The sequence below is a fragment of the Belnapia sp. F-4-1 genome (genome assembly GCF_000802185.1).
Classification (GTDB): domain Bacteria; phylum Pseudomonadota; class Alphaproteobacteria; order Acetobacterales; family Acetobacteraceae; genus Belnapia.
The window spans coordinates 2,305,099-2,319,766 of sequence record NZ_KN676113.1; the positions used below are offsets into that span (position 1 = coordinate 2,305,099).

Sequence of the window (14,668 nt, forward strand, 5' to 3'; positions counted from 1 at the left end):
GATGGCTGCGCTTTCCGGACTGCGTGCGACCCGCCGGACGATCGCCCTGGCGGCGGCCGGGACCCTAGCGGGCGCCGCCCTCGGGCGCAAAGCCCTCGCCGCGAAACTGGCCGAATCCGCGCCGAAACCGCTGCCCGAGTTCAGCTTCACCGATGCCGATGGCAAGCCGCACACCGTCGCCGACTTCACCGGCCGCGGGTTGCTGATCAACCTTTGGGCCACCTGGTGCCCGCCCTGCGTCGCCGAGATGCCGGCGCTCGACCGCGCCCAGGCGGCGCTCGCGGCGGAGGGCATCGTGATCCTCGCTCTCTCCTCCGACCGTGGCGGCAAGGCGCTGGTCGAGCCCTTCTACCGGGACAAGGGCATCCGCCAGCTCGGCCTCTGGCTCGACCCGCGCGGCGCCGCCAGCCGCGCCCTCGGCGCCCGCGGCCTGCCGACCACGGTGCTGGTGGACCGCGAGGGCCGCGAACGCGCGCGAGTGGAAGGCGACCAGCCCTGGGACTCGCCCGAGATGCTGGCCGCGATCCGCCGCCTCATCGGCCCGCCCCGCACCGCCTCGGACCAGGAGCGGACCTAAGGCTCCAGCCTCACCCCGGTCCGTTCGACGACGGTGCGGAACTTGGCGACCTCGTGCACCAGGAACTCCCGCGCCTCCGCCGGACCATTCGGTGCTGTCCAGGCATCGACACCCGCCGTCAGCAGCCGCTGCTGCAGCGCCGGCTCGGCGAGGGAGGCGACCAGCGCACGGTTCAGCGCGGCCTGCACCGTGGCCGGCATGCCGGGTGGGCCGAGGAGGATGTTCCAGGTGGCGATGTCGTAGCCCGGCACGCCGGCCTCGGCGAGCGTCGGCAGGTCGGGGAAGAAGGGAAAGCGCCGGTTCCCCGTTACCGCGATGCCCCGCACCATTCCATCCCGTACCTGCTGCGCGGCGGAGGCAAGAACGGCAATGCCGAACTGCCCTTCGCCCTGGAAGATCGCCGTCAGCATCTGCCCGCCGCTGCGATAGGGGATGTGGACGAAACGCGTCTTGAGGTCGAGCGCCAGCATCTCGGGTGCCAGGTGCACGATCGTGCCGACGCCCGAGGTGGCATAGGTGATGCTTTCAGGCGGGGCTGCGCGCAGCCGAGCAAGCACTTCCGGCGCGGTGGTGGCGGGGAAGTCCTTGTTGACGATCATCAGCAGCGGCGCGGTGCCGATCACGCCGAGATGCGAAAAGTCCGCCACCGGATCGTAGCGCGTGCCCCCCACCAGCGCCGCCGGGGCGATGGCGTGGGAGGAGCTTTCGACCAGCATGATGGTGTGCCCATCCGGCGCCTGCCGCCGTAACCAGTCGCTAGCGACGATGCCCGCGGCGCCCGGCCGGTTCTCCACCACCACCCGCGCCTCTGGCCCGAGATTGGCGGCCAACCGCTCCGCCAGCAGCCGCGCCGCGATATCGGTGGAGCCGCCCGGCGCGTAGCCGGTGGCGAGCGTGATCGGCCGGTCGGGAAAGGCCCAGGCCGGCAGGGCAGCCAGCAGAAGCGGCAGGGCAAGCAGCAGGCGGCGCATTATCGTTGTTCCTCCCCGATTGGTCCTGGCCTCAGCCGCCCGGCGGCGTGCGACCGTTGATCCGCCCCATCAGTCCAAGATCGATCGCCGTGCGATAGACCGCGGCCGCGAAGCCCGGGCTGCCGGCCAGCGCCGCGAGCCGCAGCCGCGCCGCCGGCTCCGCCACCAGCTGCTCCAGCGCCGGCCCGTCATCGGGCAGGGGGAGGGTGGGAATGACCGGCCCGCGCTGTGGCGGCGTCCCCAGCAGCAGCCGTTCCACCGCCCGGCTGTCGAGCGAGACGACGGCGCCGCAGGTCATCGGCAGGTCCTCGTCCGGCCGGGCGATCCGGGCGCCGACCAGCGCCCCCGGCGCCCGGTCGCGGTCGAGGAAGCGATCCCAGATCACGAGCGGCTCTCCATCCGGGAAACTCTCGGCGCGGACGCCGCCCTCCGGATTGGGGCCGAGGATGCGCCAGAGGCCGAAGGAGGCCGCCATCAGCGCCTCCAGCAGGCGGTGCTCCTCGCTGCCGGGCGGCGCCTCCTCGGCGCGAGCCTGGCGCTCGATGGCGCGCGTGTGGTCGCCGAGCGGCTCCAGCACAGCAAGGTCGAAGACCACGGCGAGCTGCATCGGATCCGCCGGCACCACCTGCTTGCCGTCCCAGAGCGAGAGGGCGCGCGCCTGCTGCGCCAGGCTCGCCAGCGGGATGCGCTTCGAGGCGTCCGTCAGAATGCGCCGGCGAATGGCCGCATAGCGGCCATAGCGCGCGGCGGCGGTCAGCGTGTCGTCGCTCAATTCGGGACGGTCACGCCGAGCTTGCGGGCGCAGTCGACGATGCCGGCCCAGGTATCCGGCTGCAACGGCACACCGTTGGCCAGACGCTCCGCCTTCAGCCGCGCCTCGGTCTCCCCGGGCGCCAGTACCTCGCCGCCGGGCCTCGACGGCCGGCAGGACTTCACCCAGGTGACGTACTCCTCGGCCGCCTGCTTGAAAGCAGCCTCGGTGCCGAAATGCCGGGGCGAGATGTAGATCGAGAGCATGCCGTTGGCGATGCGCCCGCGCGCATCGATCGGGCCGGAGCAGCCGCCGCCGGTGAAGGCGCCGGCCAGCAGCTCGCACATGAAGGCAAGACCGGAGCCCTTGTGCTCGCCGAAGGCGCGGATGGCGCCGAGCCCGCCCGCCGGGTTGCGCGGCCCGACCGGAGGATAGTCGCCATAGAGCGTGTGCGGGTCGCCCGAAAGGGTGCCGTCCGGCTCGATCAGCGCATCCGGCGGCAACGGCTTGCCGCCATTGGAGGCGACGAGGACCTTGCCCTCGGCGACATGCGAGGTGGCGAAGTCGAGCACCACCGGCGGGTCCGTCGGGACGCCGACCGAAAAGGGCGCGGTCGAGAAGCGCCGCTCCGTACCGCCGAAGGGGGCGACGAGCACGCTGCCCGCCACGTTGACGAAATGGATGGAGATCAGCCCGGCGGCCAGCGCCTGTTCCGCATAGGCGCCGATCCGCCCGACATGCCCGGCATTGCGCAGCGCGATGATGGCGGTGCCGTGCTGCTGCGCCCGCTCGATGCCCATGGCCGTCGCCTGCGGCGCGACCGTCTGGCCGAAGCCGTAATGCCCGTCGAGCAGAGCGAAGGCGCCGCCATCGGTGACGACTTCCGCCTGCTGCCCGGCGACGACATAGCCAGCCTGCTGCCACTCGACATAGCGCGGCACGCGGGCCACGCCATGGCTGTCATGCCCGGCGAGGTTGGCGCCGAGCAGGTGCTCGGCGATGCGCTCGGCCTCGGCCGCATCGCAGCCATTGGCGCGGAAGATATTGCCGACGAGGTCAGCGAGGGGGCGGGCGCCGATCAGCACCGGTTGGTAGTCTGCCATGGTCCGATCCTAATCCCTCCGCCTCGTCCCGGCTACAGCACCAGGTCCGTCTTCGGGTCGATCATGTGCATCTGGTCCATGTCGACCGCCATGGCGGCAGGCCTGCCCGGCGCCACCTCCACCGCCGGGTCGAAGCGGGCGCAGATTTCATGGCCCTCGACCCAGAAATGCAGCAGCGTCTCCATCCCCATCGGCTCGACCACCTCGGGCGCAGCCTCGAAATGGGCGATGTTCGGCCGGTGCTCGTTCGGGTGCGGCTCGGTCAGGTGCTCCGGGCGGATGCCAAAGAGCAGGTCGCGCCCGACATGAGGTGCGTAGCGCGCGGTGCGGGAAGCCGGCACCGGCAGCACGGCCCGGTCCGTCATGCGGACGACGAGGCCACCACTGGTCTCCTCCAGCCGGGCGGGAATAAAATTCATCGACGGACTGCCGATGAAGCCGGCGACGAAGCGCGTCTTCGGGTGGTGGTAGAGCTCCTGCGGCGGGCCGACCTGTTCGATCTTGCCGTGGTTCATTACCACCACCCGGTCGGCGAGCGTCATCGCCTCGACCTGGTCGTGGGTGACATAGACGGTGGTGGTGCGGACGGTCTGGTGGACCTTCTTGATCTCGGTCCGCATCTGCACGCGCAGCTTGGCGTCGAGGTTCGACAGCGGCTCGTCGAAGAGGAACACCTTCGGGTCCCGCACGATGGCGCGGCCCATGGCGACGCGCTGCCGCTGGCCGCCGGAGAGCGCCTTCGGCTTGCGGTCCAGCAGCATGCCGATGTCGAGGATCTTCGCCGCATTCTCGACCCGGCGCTTGATCTCGCCCTTGTCGAATTTCCGCAAGGTGAGGCCGAAGGCCATGTTGTCGTAGACGGTCATGTGCGGGTAGAGCGCGTAGTTCTGGAACACCATGGCGATGTCCCGGTCGCGCGGGGGCACGTCGTTGACCACCGTACCGCCGATATCGATCTCGCCGCCCGAGATCTCCTCGAGCCCCGCGATCATCCGCAGCGTCGTCGACTTGCCGCAGCCGGAGGGGCCGACCAGTACCACGAACTCATGGTCGGCGATGTCGAGGTCGATCCCCTTCACCGCCTGGACGCCACCCTCGTATTCCTTGACGACCTTGCGCAGATGCACCTGTGCCATGGCGCGGCTTATCCCTTCGTCGCACCGGCGGTGAGGCCGGCGATGTAGTAATCCATGAGGAAGGCGTAGACGACCACCGGCGGCAGCGCCGCCATCAGCGCGCCCGCCATGATCTGGCCCCAGGCGAAGGTATCGCCCCGGATGAGCTGCGACACGACGCCGATGGTGAGCGGCATGTGTTCCGGCGTGGTGACGAAGGCCGTCGGGTAGACGAAGGCCGCCCAGGAGACGGTGAAGGCGAAGATCGTCGCCGCGATGATGCCGGGCAGCGCCACGGGGATGAAGATCTTGGTCAGCATCTGCATCCAGCCCGCGCCGTCGATCAGCGCCGCCTCGTCCAGCTCCTTCGGGATGGAGGCGAAGTAGCCGATCATGATCCAGGTGCAGAAGGGCACCGTCAGCGTCGGGTAGATCAGGATCAGCCCCCAGATCGAGTTCAGCAGGCCGAGGCTGCCGACGATCTGGTAGAGCGGGATGAAGAGCAGCGTGTCCGGCACGAGGTAGGTGAGGAAGACGCCGGTCGCCAAGGCCTGGCTGCCCCAGAACTTCATCCGTGCCAGCGAGAAGGCCGCCAGCACCGAGATCACCATCGAGATGGCGACGACGCAGAGGGTGATGATCACGCTGTTGACGAAGAAGCCGCGGAACAGCGGGTTGGCGATCAGCTCCTTGTAGTTCTCGAGCGTCGGCGCCCGGACGAGCCAGGGATTGCCCGAAAGGTTCGAGATCTCGGAGCTGCTCTTCAGGCTGGTGACCAGCATGTAGAAGGGCGGGGCGAGGAAGATGATCGTCGCCACGATCAGCGAGGCATAGGCCGTCCAGAGCGCCCAGCGGCGCTCCGACCGGAGGCTGCCGAGCTTCTTCCCCGTGTAGGAGGCGATGGTGTTCGCGGTGCTGGCGGACATCACATCTGCTCCTTGTTGCGGCGGTTGATGCCGCGGAGGATGAAGTAGGCGAAGACCGCGAGCACCGGGAACATGAAGAGGCTCACGGCCGCGCCGCGCGGCAGGTTGCCGGAGAGGATGCCGACCTGGAATGCGTAGGAGGCGAAGACCTGCGTCAGGTCGCGCGGCCCGCCATTGGTCAGCACTCGGACGATGTCGTAGTTGGCGAAGGTGACGATCAGGCTGAACAGCACGGTGATGGAGATGATGTTCTGCATCATCGGCAGCGTCACGTAGCGCAGCCCCTGCCAGCCCGTGGCGCCGTCGATGGCGGCCGCCTCGTAGAGCTGGTCGGGCACCGACTTCAGCGCCGCCAGGTACATGATCATGAAGAAGGGCGAGCCGTACCAGACATTCACCAGGATGACCGAGAAGCGCGCCCACCAGGGCTCGCCCAGCCAGGGCACGGCAGGCACGGCGAAGATGTTCAGCAGCCAGTTGATGGAGGAGTAGCTCGGGTCGAACATCCACCACCAGCCGAGCGTGGACAGCGCCGGCGGTATGACCCAGGGGATGAGCAGCATGCCGCGCCACTTCCGCTGCCCCTTGGCCGGGATGTGGTGCAGCATGTGCGCCAGCCAGAATCCGATCAGCGCCTTTGCGATCACCGCCCCGACGGCGAAGATGCAGGACTGCATGATCACCATCCAGAAGGTGTCGCTCTCGAGCAGGATCTCGAAATTGCCGAGGCCGATATTGGCCGTCATCCGGCGGTTGAGCGTCGAGAGCCACATGGCGTAGCCGGCCGGATAGACCACCAGCCCGCCGATGAGCGCGATCAGCGGCAGCGCCATCAGGAAGGCGATGGTCGATCGCTGTCTGGCGAAGCGCTGCATGGTGTTGGCGCGCCCGCTCCCGGCCGCTGCCGGTGCGCCGGCGACAAGAGTGCCGTCCGCGGCCATGATCCGTTCTCCCTGAAAACAGTAAAGCAGGCGGGCGGCACCGGCCGCCCGCCCGTGATCGTCAGCCGCCGCGGACGATCGTCGACAACTCACGCTCCAGCCAGCCGAGCGCCTGGTCCACCGAATCGCCGCCCTGGGCGACGCGGGCGATGACCTTGGTGTTCAGCGCCTGCACGTACATCTGCGCGGCGAACTCGCCGGGCGCCGGGGCGAAGGCGATGGAGGGCTTCGCCTTGTGGTGCGGCTTCAGCGGGTAGTTGTAGACCGTGCCGACCGGCGGGCCCTCGGTTTCCCAGATCTTGAAGTCGGTCATGCTCTCGAAGGGCGGGATGTCGTAGCCGCTGGTCTTGCTGGTCAGCGCTTCGGCCGAGGAGCGCTCGCCGAGGAATTCCAGCAGCGCCTTCGCCGTCTGCTTGTTGCGGCCGAAGTTCCAGATGCCGGAGGTCCAGGGGAGGTAGGCGAGGAAGCGCCCCTCCGGCCCGGCCGGCATCGGGATGGTCCAGCACTTCTCGGCAACCTGCGGCTGGTCGCGCTTGGCCACCGCCCAAGCGGAGGGCGGGTTGAAGACGAGCGCCGACCGGCCGGAGATCAGCGCCCGGTTGTTGGAGGCATCGTCCCAGGCCCAGACGTCGTTCGGCAGCGCCTTCGAGAGCCTGACGGCATATTCGATGGCGGTGCGCAGCTTCGGGTTGTTGCGGACGGTGGGCTTGCCCTTCTCGTCCATCATCGAAGCGCCGTAGCTGGCAAAGAGCGCGCCCACCCAGTCCACCGCGTCGGAGAAGGCGCCGAGCGGCAGGCCGAAGGGGTAGCCGGCCTTGGCGCATTTCTCGGCGGCGGTGAGGAAGGTATCCCAGGTCCACTGGTCGGCGCCCGGGCCTGCCTGGCCGTTGGCCGGCCACATGGCGCGGACATCGAGGCCGGCATGCTCCTGCATCAGGTCGAAGCGGACGCAGGCCGGCTTGTTCTGGGTGCCCGAGGTCGCCGGCACGCCGCGCCAGGCGCCTTCGCGCTTCGCCAGGTACTCGGCCACCGGGTTGATCGGCCCGTATTTGGCGATCAGCCGGTTGATGACGTCATCCACCGGCTCCAACACGGAGGCGTAGGTGCCGACATCCCAGGGGGCGAGCGAGATGATATCGTGGCCGCTCTTCGACTGCGCCTGGGCGGCGCCGGCGAGCTGGAGTTGGTTGCCCGTGGTGTTGATGAAGTCTAGCGTCACCTCGACCCGGTTCTTCTCGCTCCATTCCTTGACTAGGGCGCGCATGGCGTCGTTCCCGGTCGGGACCCAATGGTCCCAGAAGGCGACGCGGAGGCTGCCGCCCGTGCCCTGGGCATGAACCATCGGGGCGCCCAGAGCCCCCGCCGCGATCACGCCGGCACCCGAGCGCAGTGCCCCGCGCCGGGTCATTCCCTTGCCTGTCATTCTTGTCGTCCTTCCCCTGCGGGCGAGGGGTTATCCCGCACCATCCCTGTCGCGGACCTGTCCCGGCCCCGGGCATGACTGTGGCGCAGCCCTGCCCCGCTGACAACGGGGGGGTAATGGATGTGGCGGGAACGTGGGGCGCAGCCGGCCGTTTGGACGACAATCCGTGATATAAGGACCGTCCCGATGCGTACCATCACTGGCCTGTTCGATTCGCGCGCGGAGGCCGAGCGCGCCGTTGAGACCCTTGTGCAGCAATTCGACTACCCGCGTGACCGAATCCAGGTGCAGGCCGCCGGGGCGGACAATGCCACCGCCGGCACGCAGGACCGGCGCAGCGAATCGCACCACGGCTTCGATCGGGGCCAGGGCGGGGGCGAGGGTATCCTCGTCTCGCTGCTCATCGAGGACGATCAGGTAGAAAAGGCGACCCGGGCGCTCGAGACCAATGGCGGGAAGATCGCCGAGCAGGCGCCGGGCGACCAGCGGCCGGGCGCGCAAAGCCCGGATATCTGACCCCGGCTTGCCGCCATCTCGCCCGGGGGCGAGCATGGCGGCATGCAGGATCTCCCGAACTTCGCCGATATCGAGGCTGCCGCCGGCCGGTTGCGTGGCCTCGCCCTTCGTACCCCGATGCTGCGCCACCCGCTGCTCGACGAGCTGACCGGCGGCACCATCCTGGTTAAGCCGGAGCCGTTGCAACGGACCGGCAGCTTCAAGCTCCGTGGCGCGTTGAACGCTGCCCTCCAGCTGCCGCCCGAGGCGCGGTGCGGCGGCGTCGTCACCTATTCCTCGGGCAACCATGCCCAGGCGACGGCCTGCGCGGCGCAGCTGCTCGGCATGCCTGCCGTCATAGCGATGCCGGCGGACGGTGCCGTCATCAAGCGTGAGGCGACGCGGCGCTGGGGCGCCGAGATCCAGCTCTTCGACCGGCATGACGTGGACCGCGAGGCGCTCGCTGCCCAGCTTGTGGCGGAGCGTGGCGCCACCTTCATCCCTCCCTTCGACCACCCGCATGTCATCGCCGGCCAGGGCACGCTGGCGGTGGAGCTGGTAGAGGATGCGCGGGCGGCGGACCTCGCGCTCGATGCCCTTGCCGTCTGCACCGGCGGCGGCGGGCTGGTGGCCGGCTGCGCCCTGGCGATGGAGGCGCTGGCGCCCGTCGCCGAGGTCTGGGCGGTGGAGCCGGAGGGCTGGGACGATACGCGCCGCAGCCTTGCCGCCGGAGAGCGGCTGGCGAATGACGGGCAGGGCGACGGGCTCTGCGACGCGCTGCTGGCGCCCAGGCCTGGGGCGCTGACCTTCGCCGTCAACCGGCGGCTGCTCGCCGGCGGTCTGGTGGTGACGCCGGCCGAGGTGTTCCGCGCCATGCGCTTCGCCTTCGATCACCTGAAGATCGTCGTCGAGCCGGGCGGGGCGGTGGCGCTGGCAGCGCTCCTGGCCGGCAAGCTGGATGCACGTGGCCGGTGCTGCGGCATCGTCCTCAGCGGCGGCAATGTCGATGCGGCGGTCTTCGCCCGGGCGCTCCAGGCGGCGGCGTGATGCTGCCCTGGTTGCGCAACCGGCCGATCCTCAGGGCCGCGGCCGCACTCGGCCTGCTGGCCGGCGGCTTGGGCTGGCTGCTCGGCCTGCAGGTGCCGGGCGCGGTGCTGGCCGGCTGGTGCGTCGCGGTCCTCGCCGATGGCATCCCGACCTTCACCCTGATGCAGCGGGCGACGCCGGAGATGATCCGCCGCCGGGCCGAGGAGCTGGACGAGGGGGAGACGGCGGTGCTCTGCGCCAGCCTGGCCTCGGCCATCGCCTCGCTCGTCGCGGTCTTCTGGTACCTGGCTTCGGCCGAGGGAAAGCCGGGGCCGGAGGAGATCGGCCCGGCCCTGCTGACCATCGCCCTCTCCTGGGGCTTCGTGCACCATCTCTTCGCGGTGCGCTATGCGCATGAGTACTGGCAGATGGGCGGGCGCGGCCTCGACTTCCCGAAGGGGCCCGAGGGCGAGGAGGAGCCGAACTTCACCGACTTCCTCTATTTCGCCTTCACCATCGGCATGACCTTCCAGACATCCGACGTCGCGGTCAGCGCCCGGCTGATCCGGCAGCTGACGCTGATCCACGCGCTGGTCTCCTTCCTGTTCAACGCCGTCATCCTGGCGGCGGCGGTGAACCTGGCGGCGAGCCTCGTCGATTAGACGTGCGCCTGACGGCCGCGCTCGGAGCAGGCCCAGCCATGCTCGTGGACGAGGCCGTCATCGTAGCAGTCATCGGCCAAGGCAATTCGGCGGGGCTCCGGCTCGGCCGGGGCTTCCTCGCGCCAGGGCATCGGCTCGGCCACCCCGCCATGGGACTGGACCAGGCCGTCGTCGTAATCGTCGTTGGACATGGGACGCTTTCCTCTGGGTTGGGGGAGGTGGCCCCGCACCGCGGCGCGGGGCCGGGTGCCTACTTCGCCGGGGCGGGCTCGTGCGCCAGCGCGTGATCGTGGAATTGGGCGGCCTCCGTGCTGGTGGCGAGCGCCGTGGTGCTCGACTGCCCGCCGCCCGCCGCCGTGGCCACCGCGTCGAAATAGCCGACGCCCACCTCGCGCTGGTGCCGGATGGCGGTGAAGCCCTCCGCCTCGGCAGCGAACTCCGCCTGCTGGAGCTCCGAATAGGCGCCCATGCCGCGGTCCTTGTAGCCGCGCGCCAGCTTGAACATGGAAAGGTTCAGGCTGTGGAAGCCGGCCAGTGTGACGAACTGGAATTTGTAGCCCATGGCGCCCAGCTCGCGCTGGAACGCCGTCGCCGCCTCGATGCCCATCTTCCGCTGCCAGTTGAAGCTGGGCGAGCAGTTGTAGGCGAGCATCTTGCCGGGGAACTCGCGCTGGATAACCTCGGCGAAGTCGCGCGCATCCTGGAGGTCGGGGTCGGAGGTCTCCCACCAGAGCAGGTCGGCGTAAGGCGCGTAGGCGAGGCTGCGGGCGATGGCGTACTGCTTGCCCATCCCCGGCTTGATGCGGAAGAAGCCTTCCGGCGTCCGCTCGTCGGTGATGAAGGGGCGGTCGCGCTCGTCGATATCAGCGGTCAGCAGCTGCGCACTCTCGGCATCGGTGCGGCAAAGGAGGACGGTAGGAACGCCCTCGACATCGGCGGCGAGGCGGGCGGCGTTCAGCGTGCGGATGTGCTGCTGGATCGGCACCAGTACCTTGCCGCCGAGATGGCCGCATTTCTTCTCGGAGGCCAGCTGGTCCTCGAAATGCACGCCGGCGGCGCCGGCATCGATCATTGCGCGCATCAGCTCATAGGCGTTGAGCGCACCGCCGAAGCCGGCCTCCGCATCCGCCACGATCGGCGCCATGTAGTGAGTATCGTCCCCCTTGCCCTCCTGCACCGCGATCTGGTCGGCGCGGCGCAGCGCGTTGTTGATGCGGCGGATGACGTTGGGGACGCTGTCGACCGGGTAGAGTGACTGGTCCGGGTACATGGTGCCGGCGGTGTTGGCGTCCGCCGCCACCTGCCAGCCGGAGAGGTAGATGGCCTTCAGCCCCGCCTTCACCTGTTGCAAGGCCTGCATGCCGGTGAGGGCGCCAAGGGTGTTCACATAGGGCTCGGTCTTCAGCAGCTGCCAGAGGCGCCGGGCGCCCCTGTCGGCCAGCGTGTGCTGGATGCGGAAGCTGCCGGCGAGGCGGGCGACATCGGCCGACGTGTAGTCGCGGCGGATGCCTTCGAAGCGGCCGGGGTCGGGCCGCTCGCCCCCAAGGCTGCCATCGGGCGCGAAGGAGGGGGCAGGTATCTGGCGCATTCGTGTCTCCAGTCCATCACGTCTCGTTGGACGAGTGAATAATTCACATTGCCGGGCTGAAGTTCAGCAACTAGATCGCATTGGAGGCTGCAAACCTGTCGATATTCTCACAGGGATGTGGCGAAACTTGTAAAAGGTGTGAAGCGTGACACGTCCGCTGATCGGTCGCACCATCCGCCGCCTGCGACAGGAAAAGGGCTTGGCGCAGCAGGCCCTGGCTGCGCGCCTCGGCATCTCGGCCAGCTACCTGAACCTGATCGAGCACGACCAGCGCGCCGTCACCGCCAGCCTGCTCATCAAGCTGACCGAAGCCTTGCAGGTCGATATCGCCGCGCTCTCCGGCATCCGCGAGAAGGCGCTGGAGACCGGGCTGCGCGAGGTGCTGTCGGACCCGCTGCTCGGGCTCGACGAGGTGCCGGAGGAAGAGGTCGCCACCATCGCCGGCAGCGCGCCGCATGCCGGGCGGGCGATGCTGGCGCTCTACCGCGCCTGGCGGGTGGCCCGCGAGGACAGCGGCGGCATCGCCCTGCCGACCGGGCGCCGCCTGCTGCTGCCAACGGAGGAGGCGCGCGACTTCTTCCATGACCGCGCCAACCACTTCCCCGTGCTGGAGGCGGCGGCGGAGGCGATCGCCGCCGAGATGCGCACGACGCTGCCCTCGGAGATGAACCATGCCGTCGCGCAGCGGCTGCGCGAGCGGCATGGGCTGACCGTCGTCGTCGGCCCGCTGCCTGGCGCGCTGCGCCGCTACGATCCGCAGGGGCGGCGACTTGACCTGTCGGAATTCCTGCCGCGCGAGAGCCGCGGCTTCCACCTCGCCTTCCAGCTCATGCTGCTCGAGGCGGGCGAGGCGGTGCAGGCCGCGCTCGGCGGCTTCGAGCCATCGAGCCCGGAGGCGACGGCCCTCATCCGCATCGGCCTGCTGAACTATGCCGCCGGCGCCCTGCTGATGCCCTATGCGGCCTTCGGCACCGCCGCCCGCGGCCTGCGGCATGACGTGGAGGCGCTGGCGGCGCGCTTCGGCACCTCCTTCGAGCAGGCCTGCCACCGGCTCACCACCTTGCAGCGCGAGGGGGCTCGGGGCGTGCCCTTCTTCTTCCTCCGCGTCGATCCGGCGGGGAATGTGGACAAGCGCTTCAGCGCCGCCGGCTTCCCCTTCGCTCGCTTCGGTGGCAGCTGCCCGAAATGGATCGTCCACCACGCCTTCGCCACGCCGGGCCAGGTGCGGGTGCAGCTGGCGCAACTGCCGGATGGCGGCACCTTCCTCTGCTTCGCGCGCACCGTGCAGGGCGCCCCGACGCGGTGGGGCGAACCGGCGGCGGTGCAGGTGGTCGCCATGGGCTGCGACCTCTCCCGCGCGCCGGAGGTGGTCTATGGCGATGGGCTCGACCTGGAGAAGGCGATGGTCGGCATCGGCCTGTCCTGCCGGCTGTGCGACCGGCTGGATTGCCGCAGCCGCGCCTTTCCGCCGCTGGAGCACCGGCTGGCGCTCGATCCGCTGGTGACGACGGCCGCGCCCTACCAGTTCAGCACGCCGAGAAGGTAGCTTGCGTCGATTTATGGCCCTGTCATCGCACTTGCGCCGAACTGCCCCTTGACCGCGGCTCGCTGTACCGCGAGTTTTGGCAATCGCCAGACCTCGGTTCCTCATGGATCGGGGCGGCGGGCCGTGCACCAAGGAAGGGGCATGGCTGCAGGAGCACCGAAGAGTTTCCGATATGGCCAAGAACGAGAGCTGGCGCCCCCGTAAGCCCCGCAAGCGCGGCTTCGACGACGACACACCCGACTTCCCGGGCGGTTGGGCCCCGCCGCCGCCCAGCTTCTCCAGCGGCGGTCCGCCCATGGCCCGCACGCCTTCCGTCTTCGCCTCCGGGCCGGAGCTGAAGGCCACGGTGAAGTGGTTCAACCCCGAGAAGGGCTTCGGCTTCGTCGAGCTGGGCGATGGCTCGGGCGATGCCTTCCTGCACGTCTCGGTGCTGCAGCGCGCCGGCAGCGATGCGGTCAACCCGGGAGCCGGGCTCCGCGTCCGCGTCGGCCCGGGCCAAAAGGGCCAGCAGGTGACCGAGGTGATCGAGATCACCAGCCCCGGCGAGGCCCAGGCGCCGCGCAGCGGCGGCATGGCCGGTGGCTATGGCGGCGGGGGTGGCGGCTATGGCGCCGGTGGCGCCGGTGGCGGCTTCGGCGGCCCCCGTCCGCCCCGCGCTCCCGGCGGTGGCGGCGGCTTCATGCCGCAGGGTGACGCGCAGGAGATGCGCGGCACCGTCAAGTGGTACAGCCCGGAGAAGGGCTTCGGCTTCGTCTCCCCCGAGGGTGGCGGGCGCGATGTCTTCGTCCATGCCACGGCGCTGGAGCGCAGTGGGCTCACCCCGCTGGCCGAGGGCCAGGCGGTGGTGATGAAGGTCGTCCAGGGCAAGAAGGGCCCCGAGGCCGCGACACTGACGCGCGACTAAGCGTGAAACATCCCGGACCGCGTTACGCGGTCCGGGCCTTGCCCCGTGCATCGCATCGGCATATCACGGTCCCAGGGCGTTGAATCCCCGGGGAGGGCTGGCTGGATGCTGCTACGGCGGGAAAGGGCGATGACGGCCATCGCCATCATGCTGGATGTCGCCTTCCATGCCGGGCGCAGCGAGGCGGTGAGCGCCGCCGACATTGCCGAGCGGCTGGGCCAGGCCCGGCGGGGTATCGAGCCCGTGCTGCAATCCCTTTCCCGGGCCGGCCTGCTCGACAGCATCCGTGGGCCGAAGGGCGGCTACCGCCTCGGCCGCCCGCCGCGCGACCTGCGCCTGGCCGAGATCGTCTCCACCGCCCTCGACGAGGATGGAGCCCCGGAAGCGCCGCAGGGCCGGCTCCAAGCCGCCGTGGTCGCCCCGCTCTGGAACGAGCTGGAGGGGCTCTGCCGCGACCACCTCACCAAGCTGACCGTCGCCGACCTCATCAAGCGCGCCGCCGCCGCCGGCGTGAAGCGACCGGTGGTGGAGCCGCTGAACTTCGTCATCTGACCGCACCACGCCATCGGCATTGCTGGAGGGGACGAAAACTCCGAAGCTTCCTCGCGGATCTCGGGCACACGGGACCGCGGGGAGGATG

General features: G+C 69.8%; 16 protein-coding genes. 7 read left to right on the forward strand and 9 right to left on the reverse strand.

The features are described from left to right. The first annotated feature begins 1 nt into the window (after position 1). Positions 2–577 (forward strand): TlpA disulfide reductase family protein, encoded by a 576-nt coding sequence (locus LH62_RS11115; protein WP_052214177.1) that lies wholly within the window; start codon positions 2–4, stop codon positions 575–577. Here LH62_RS11115 and LH62_RS11120 read toward each other — a convergent pair. The 7 genes from LH62_RS11120 to LH62_RS11150 form a co-directional block, all read right to left on the reverse strand. Further along, positions 574–1,548 carry a tripartite tricarboxylate transporter substrate binding protein gene (locus LH62_RS11120; protein WP_052214179.1) on the reverse strand — a complete coding sequence of 325 codons (975 nt, stop codon included), beginning with the start codon at positions 1,546–1,548 and terminating at the stop codon, positions 574–576. The two genes, LH62_RS11115 and LH62_RS11120, sit on opposite strands and share 4 nt — an antisense overlap. 31 nt (positions 1,549–1,579) lie before the next feature. After that, positions 1,580–2,320 carry a hypothetical protein gene (locus tag LH62_RS11125; RefSeq protein ID WP_043361300.1) on the reverse strand — a complete coding sequence of 247 codons (741 nt, stop codon included), beginning with the start codon at positions 2,318–2,320 and terminating at the stop codon, positions 1,580–1,582. Further along, positions 2,317–3,402, reverse strand: a complete 1,086-nt coding sequence (locus LH62_RS11130) for a malate/lactate/ureidoglycolate dehydrogenase (protein WP_052214181.1) — start codon at positions 3,400–3,402, stop codon at positions 2,317–2,319. The genes LH62_RS11125 and LH62_RS11130 overlap by 4 nt, the downstream gene beginning before the upstream one ends. Before the next feature lie 32 nt (positions 3,403–3,434). Next, a complete protein-coding gene (locus LH62_RS11135) occupies positions 3,435–4,538 on the reverse strand; it encodes an ABC transporter ATP-binding protein (protein ID WP_043361302.1) in 1,104 nt (367 codons plus the stop codon). Between the two features lie 8 nt (positions 4,539–4,546). Continuing rightward, entirely contained in the window at positions 4,547–5,443 is an 897-nt protein-coding gene (locus LH62_RS11140) for a carbohydrate ABC transporter permease (RefSeq protein ID WP_052214184.1), read from the reverse strand. Beyond that, a complete protein-coding gene (locus tag LH62_RS11145; RefSeq protein WP_043361303.1) occupies positions 5,443–6,384 on the reverse strand; it encodes a carbohydrate ABC transporter permease in 942 nt (313 codons plus the stop codon). Before LH62_RS11145 ends, LH62_RS11140 begins: the two co-directional genes overlap by 1 nt. Positions 6,385–6,445: 61 nt before the next feature. Further along, the gene (locus LH62_RS11150) at positions 6,446–7,807 is read right to left on the reverse strand and encodes an ABC transporter substrate-binding protein (RefSeq protein WP_043361305.1); all 1,362 of its coding nucleotides are present in this window, start codon (positions 7,805–7,807) and stop codon (positions 6,446–6,448) included. A gap of 186 nt (positions 7,808–7,993) precedes the next feature. Here LH62_RS11150 and LH62_RS11155 point away from each other — a divergent pair, with 186 nt between their 5' ends. From LH62_RS11155 to LH62_RS11165, 3 genes are read left to right on the forward strand one after another with little or no spacing between them, the layout of a single operon-like run. Beyond that, a complete protein-coding gene (locus LH62_RS11155) occupies positions 7,994–8,323 on the forward strand; it encodes a hypothetical protein (RefSeq protein WP_043361306.1) in 330 nt (109 codons plus the stop codon). Positions 8,324–8,365: 42 nt separating this feature from the next. Further along, positions 8,366–9,349: a threonine/serine dehydratase gene (locus LH62_RS11160; RefSeq protein ID WP_043361308.1), complete on the forward strand. Its 984-nt coding sequence runs from the start codon at positions 8,366–8,368 to the stop codon at positions 9,347–9,349. Continuing rightward, positions 9,349–9,990 (forward strand): DUF1345 domain-containing protein, encoded by a 642-nt coding sequence (locus tag LH62_RS11165; protein ID WP_052214186.1) that lies wholly within the window; start codon positions 9,349–9,351, stop codon positions 9,988–9,990. Before LH62_RS11160 ends, LH62_RS11165 begins: the two co-directional genes overlap by 1 nt. Here LH62_RS11165 and LH62_RS11170 read toward each other — a convergent pair. After that, on the reverse strand, positions 9,987–10,181 hold the full coding sequence (locus tag LH62_RS11170) for a hypothetical protein (protein ID WP_043361310.1): 195 nt from the start codon (positions 10,179–10,181) through the stop codon (positions 9,987–9,989). The genes LH62_RS11165 and LH62_RS11170 overlap by 4 nt on opposite strands. 59 nt (positions 10,182–10,240) lie before the next feature. Further along, positions 10,241–11,578: an isocitrate lyase gene (gene aceA / locus LH62_RS11175; RefSeq protein ID WP_043361312.1), complete on the reverse strand. Its 1,338-nt coding sequence runs from the start codon at positions 11,576–11,578 to the stop codon at positions 10,241–10,243. A gap of 145 nt (positions 11,579–11,723) precedes the next feature. Here aceA and LH62_RS11180 point away from each other — a divergent pair, with 145 nt between their 5' ends. The 3 genes from LH62_RS11180 to LH62_RS11190 all read left to right on the forward strand — a co-directional run bounded on the left by LH62_RS11180 (position 11,724) and on the right by LH62_RS11190 (position 14,580). Next, positions 11,724–13,124: a short-chain fatty acyl-CoA regulator family protein gene (locus LH62_RS11180; protein ID WP_043361315.1), complete on the forward strand. Its 1,401-nt coding sequence runs from the start codon at positions 11,724–11,726 to the stop codon at positions 13,122–13,124. A gap of 172 nt (positions 13,125–13,296) precedes the next feature. Continuing rightward, complete coding sequence (locus LH62_RS32515; RefSeq protein WP_043361317.1) at positions 13,297–14,028, forward strand: cold-shock protein; 732 nt, start codon at positions 13,297–13,299, stop codon at positions 14,026–14,028. A gap of 105 nt (positions 14,029–14,133) precedes the next feature. After that, a complete protein-coding gene (locus LH62_RS11190; protein ID WP_043361320.1) occupies positions 14,134–14,580 on the forward strand; it encodes an Rrf2 family transcriptional regulator in 447 nt (148 codons plus the stop codon). Positions 14,581–14,668: the final 88 nt, after the last annotated feature.

Bases quoted from the DNA above. Each gene is read 5' to 3' on its own strand.
- LH62_RS11115 (WP_052214177.1), top strand. From the start codon at position 2: ATGGCTGCGCTTTCCGGACTGCGTGCGACCCGCCGGACGATCGCCCTG.
- LH62_RS11120 (WP_052214179.1), bottom strand. From the start codon at position 1,548: ATGCGCCGCCTGCTGCTTGCCCTGCCGCTTCTGCTGGCTGCCCTGCCG.
- LH62_RS11130 (WP_052214181.1), bottom strand. From the start codon at position 3,402: ATGGCAGACTACCAACCGGTGCTGATCGGCGCCCGCCCCCTCGCTGAC.
- LH62_RS11135 (WP_043361302.1), bottom strand. From the start codon at position 4,538: ATGGCACAGGTGCATCTGCGCAAGGTCGTCAAGGAATACGAGGGTGGC.
- LH62_RS11140 (WP_052214184.1), bottom strand. From the start codon at position 5,443: ATGTCCGCCAGCACCGCGAACACCATCGCCTCCTACACGGGGAAGAAG.
- LH62_RS11145 (WP_043361303.1), bottom strand. From the start codon at position 6,384: ATGGCCGCGGACGGCACTCTTGTCGCCGGCGCACCGGCAGCGGCCGGG.
- LH62_RS11150 (WP_043361305.1), bottom strand. From the start codon at position 7,807: ATGACAGGCAAGGGAATGACCCGGCGCGGGGCACTGCGCTCGGGTGCC.
- LH62_RS11155 (WP_043361306.1), top strand. From the start codon at position 7,994: ATGCGTACCATCACTGGCCTGTTCGATTCGCGCGCGGAGGCCGAGCGC.
- LH62_RS11160 (WP_043361308.1), top strand. From the start codon at position 8,366: ATGCAGGATCTCCCGAACTTCGCCGATATCGAGGCTGCCGCCGGCCGG.
- LH62_RS11165 (WP_052214186.1), top strand. From the start codon at position 9,349: ATGCTGCCCTGGTTGCGCAACCGGCCGATCCTCAGGGCCGCGGCCGCA.
- LH62_RS11170 (WP_043361310.1), bottom strand. From the start codon at position 10,181: ATGTCCAACGACGATTACGACGACGGCCTGGTCCAGTCCCATGGCGGG.
- aceA (WP_043361312.1), bottom strand. From the start codon at position 11,578: ATGCGCCAGATACCTGCCCCCTCCTTCGCGCCCGATGGCAGCCTTGGG.
- LH62_RS32515 (WP_043361317.1), top strand. From the start codon at position 13,297: ATGGCCAAGAACGAGAGCTGGCGCCCCCGTAAGCCCCGCAAGCGCGGC.
- LH62_RS11190 (WP_043361320.1), top strand. From the start codon at position 14,134: ATGCTGCTACGGCGGGAAAGGGCGATGACGGCCATCGCCATCATGCTG.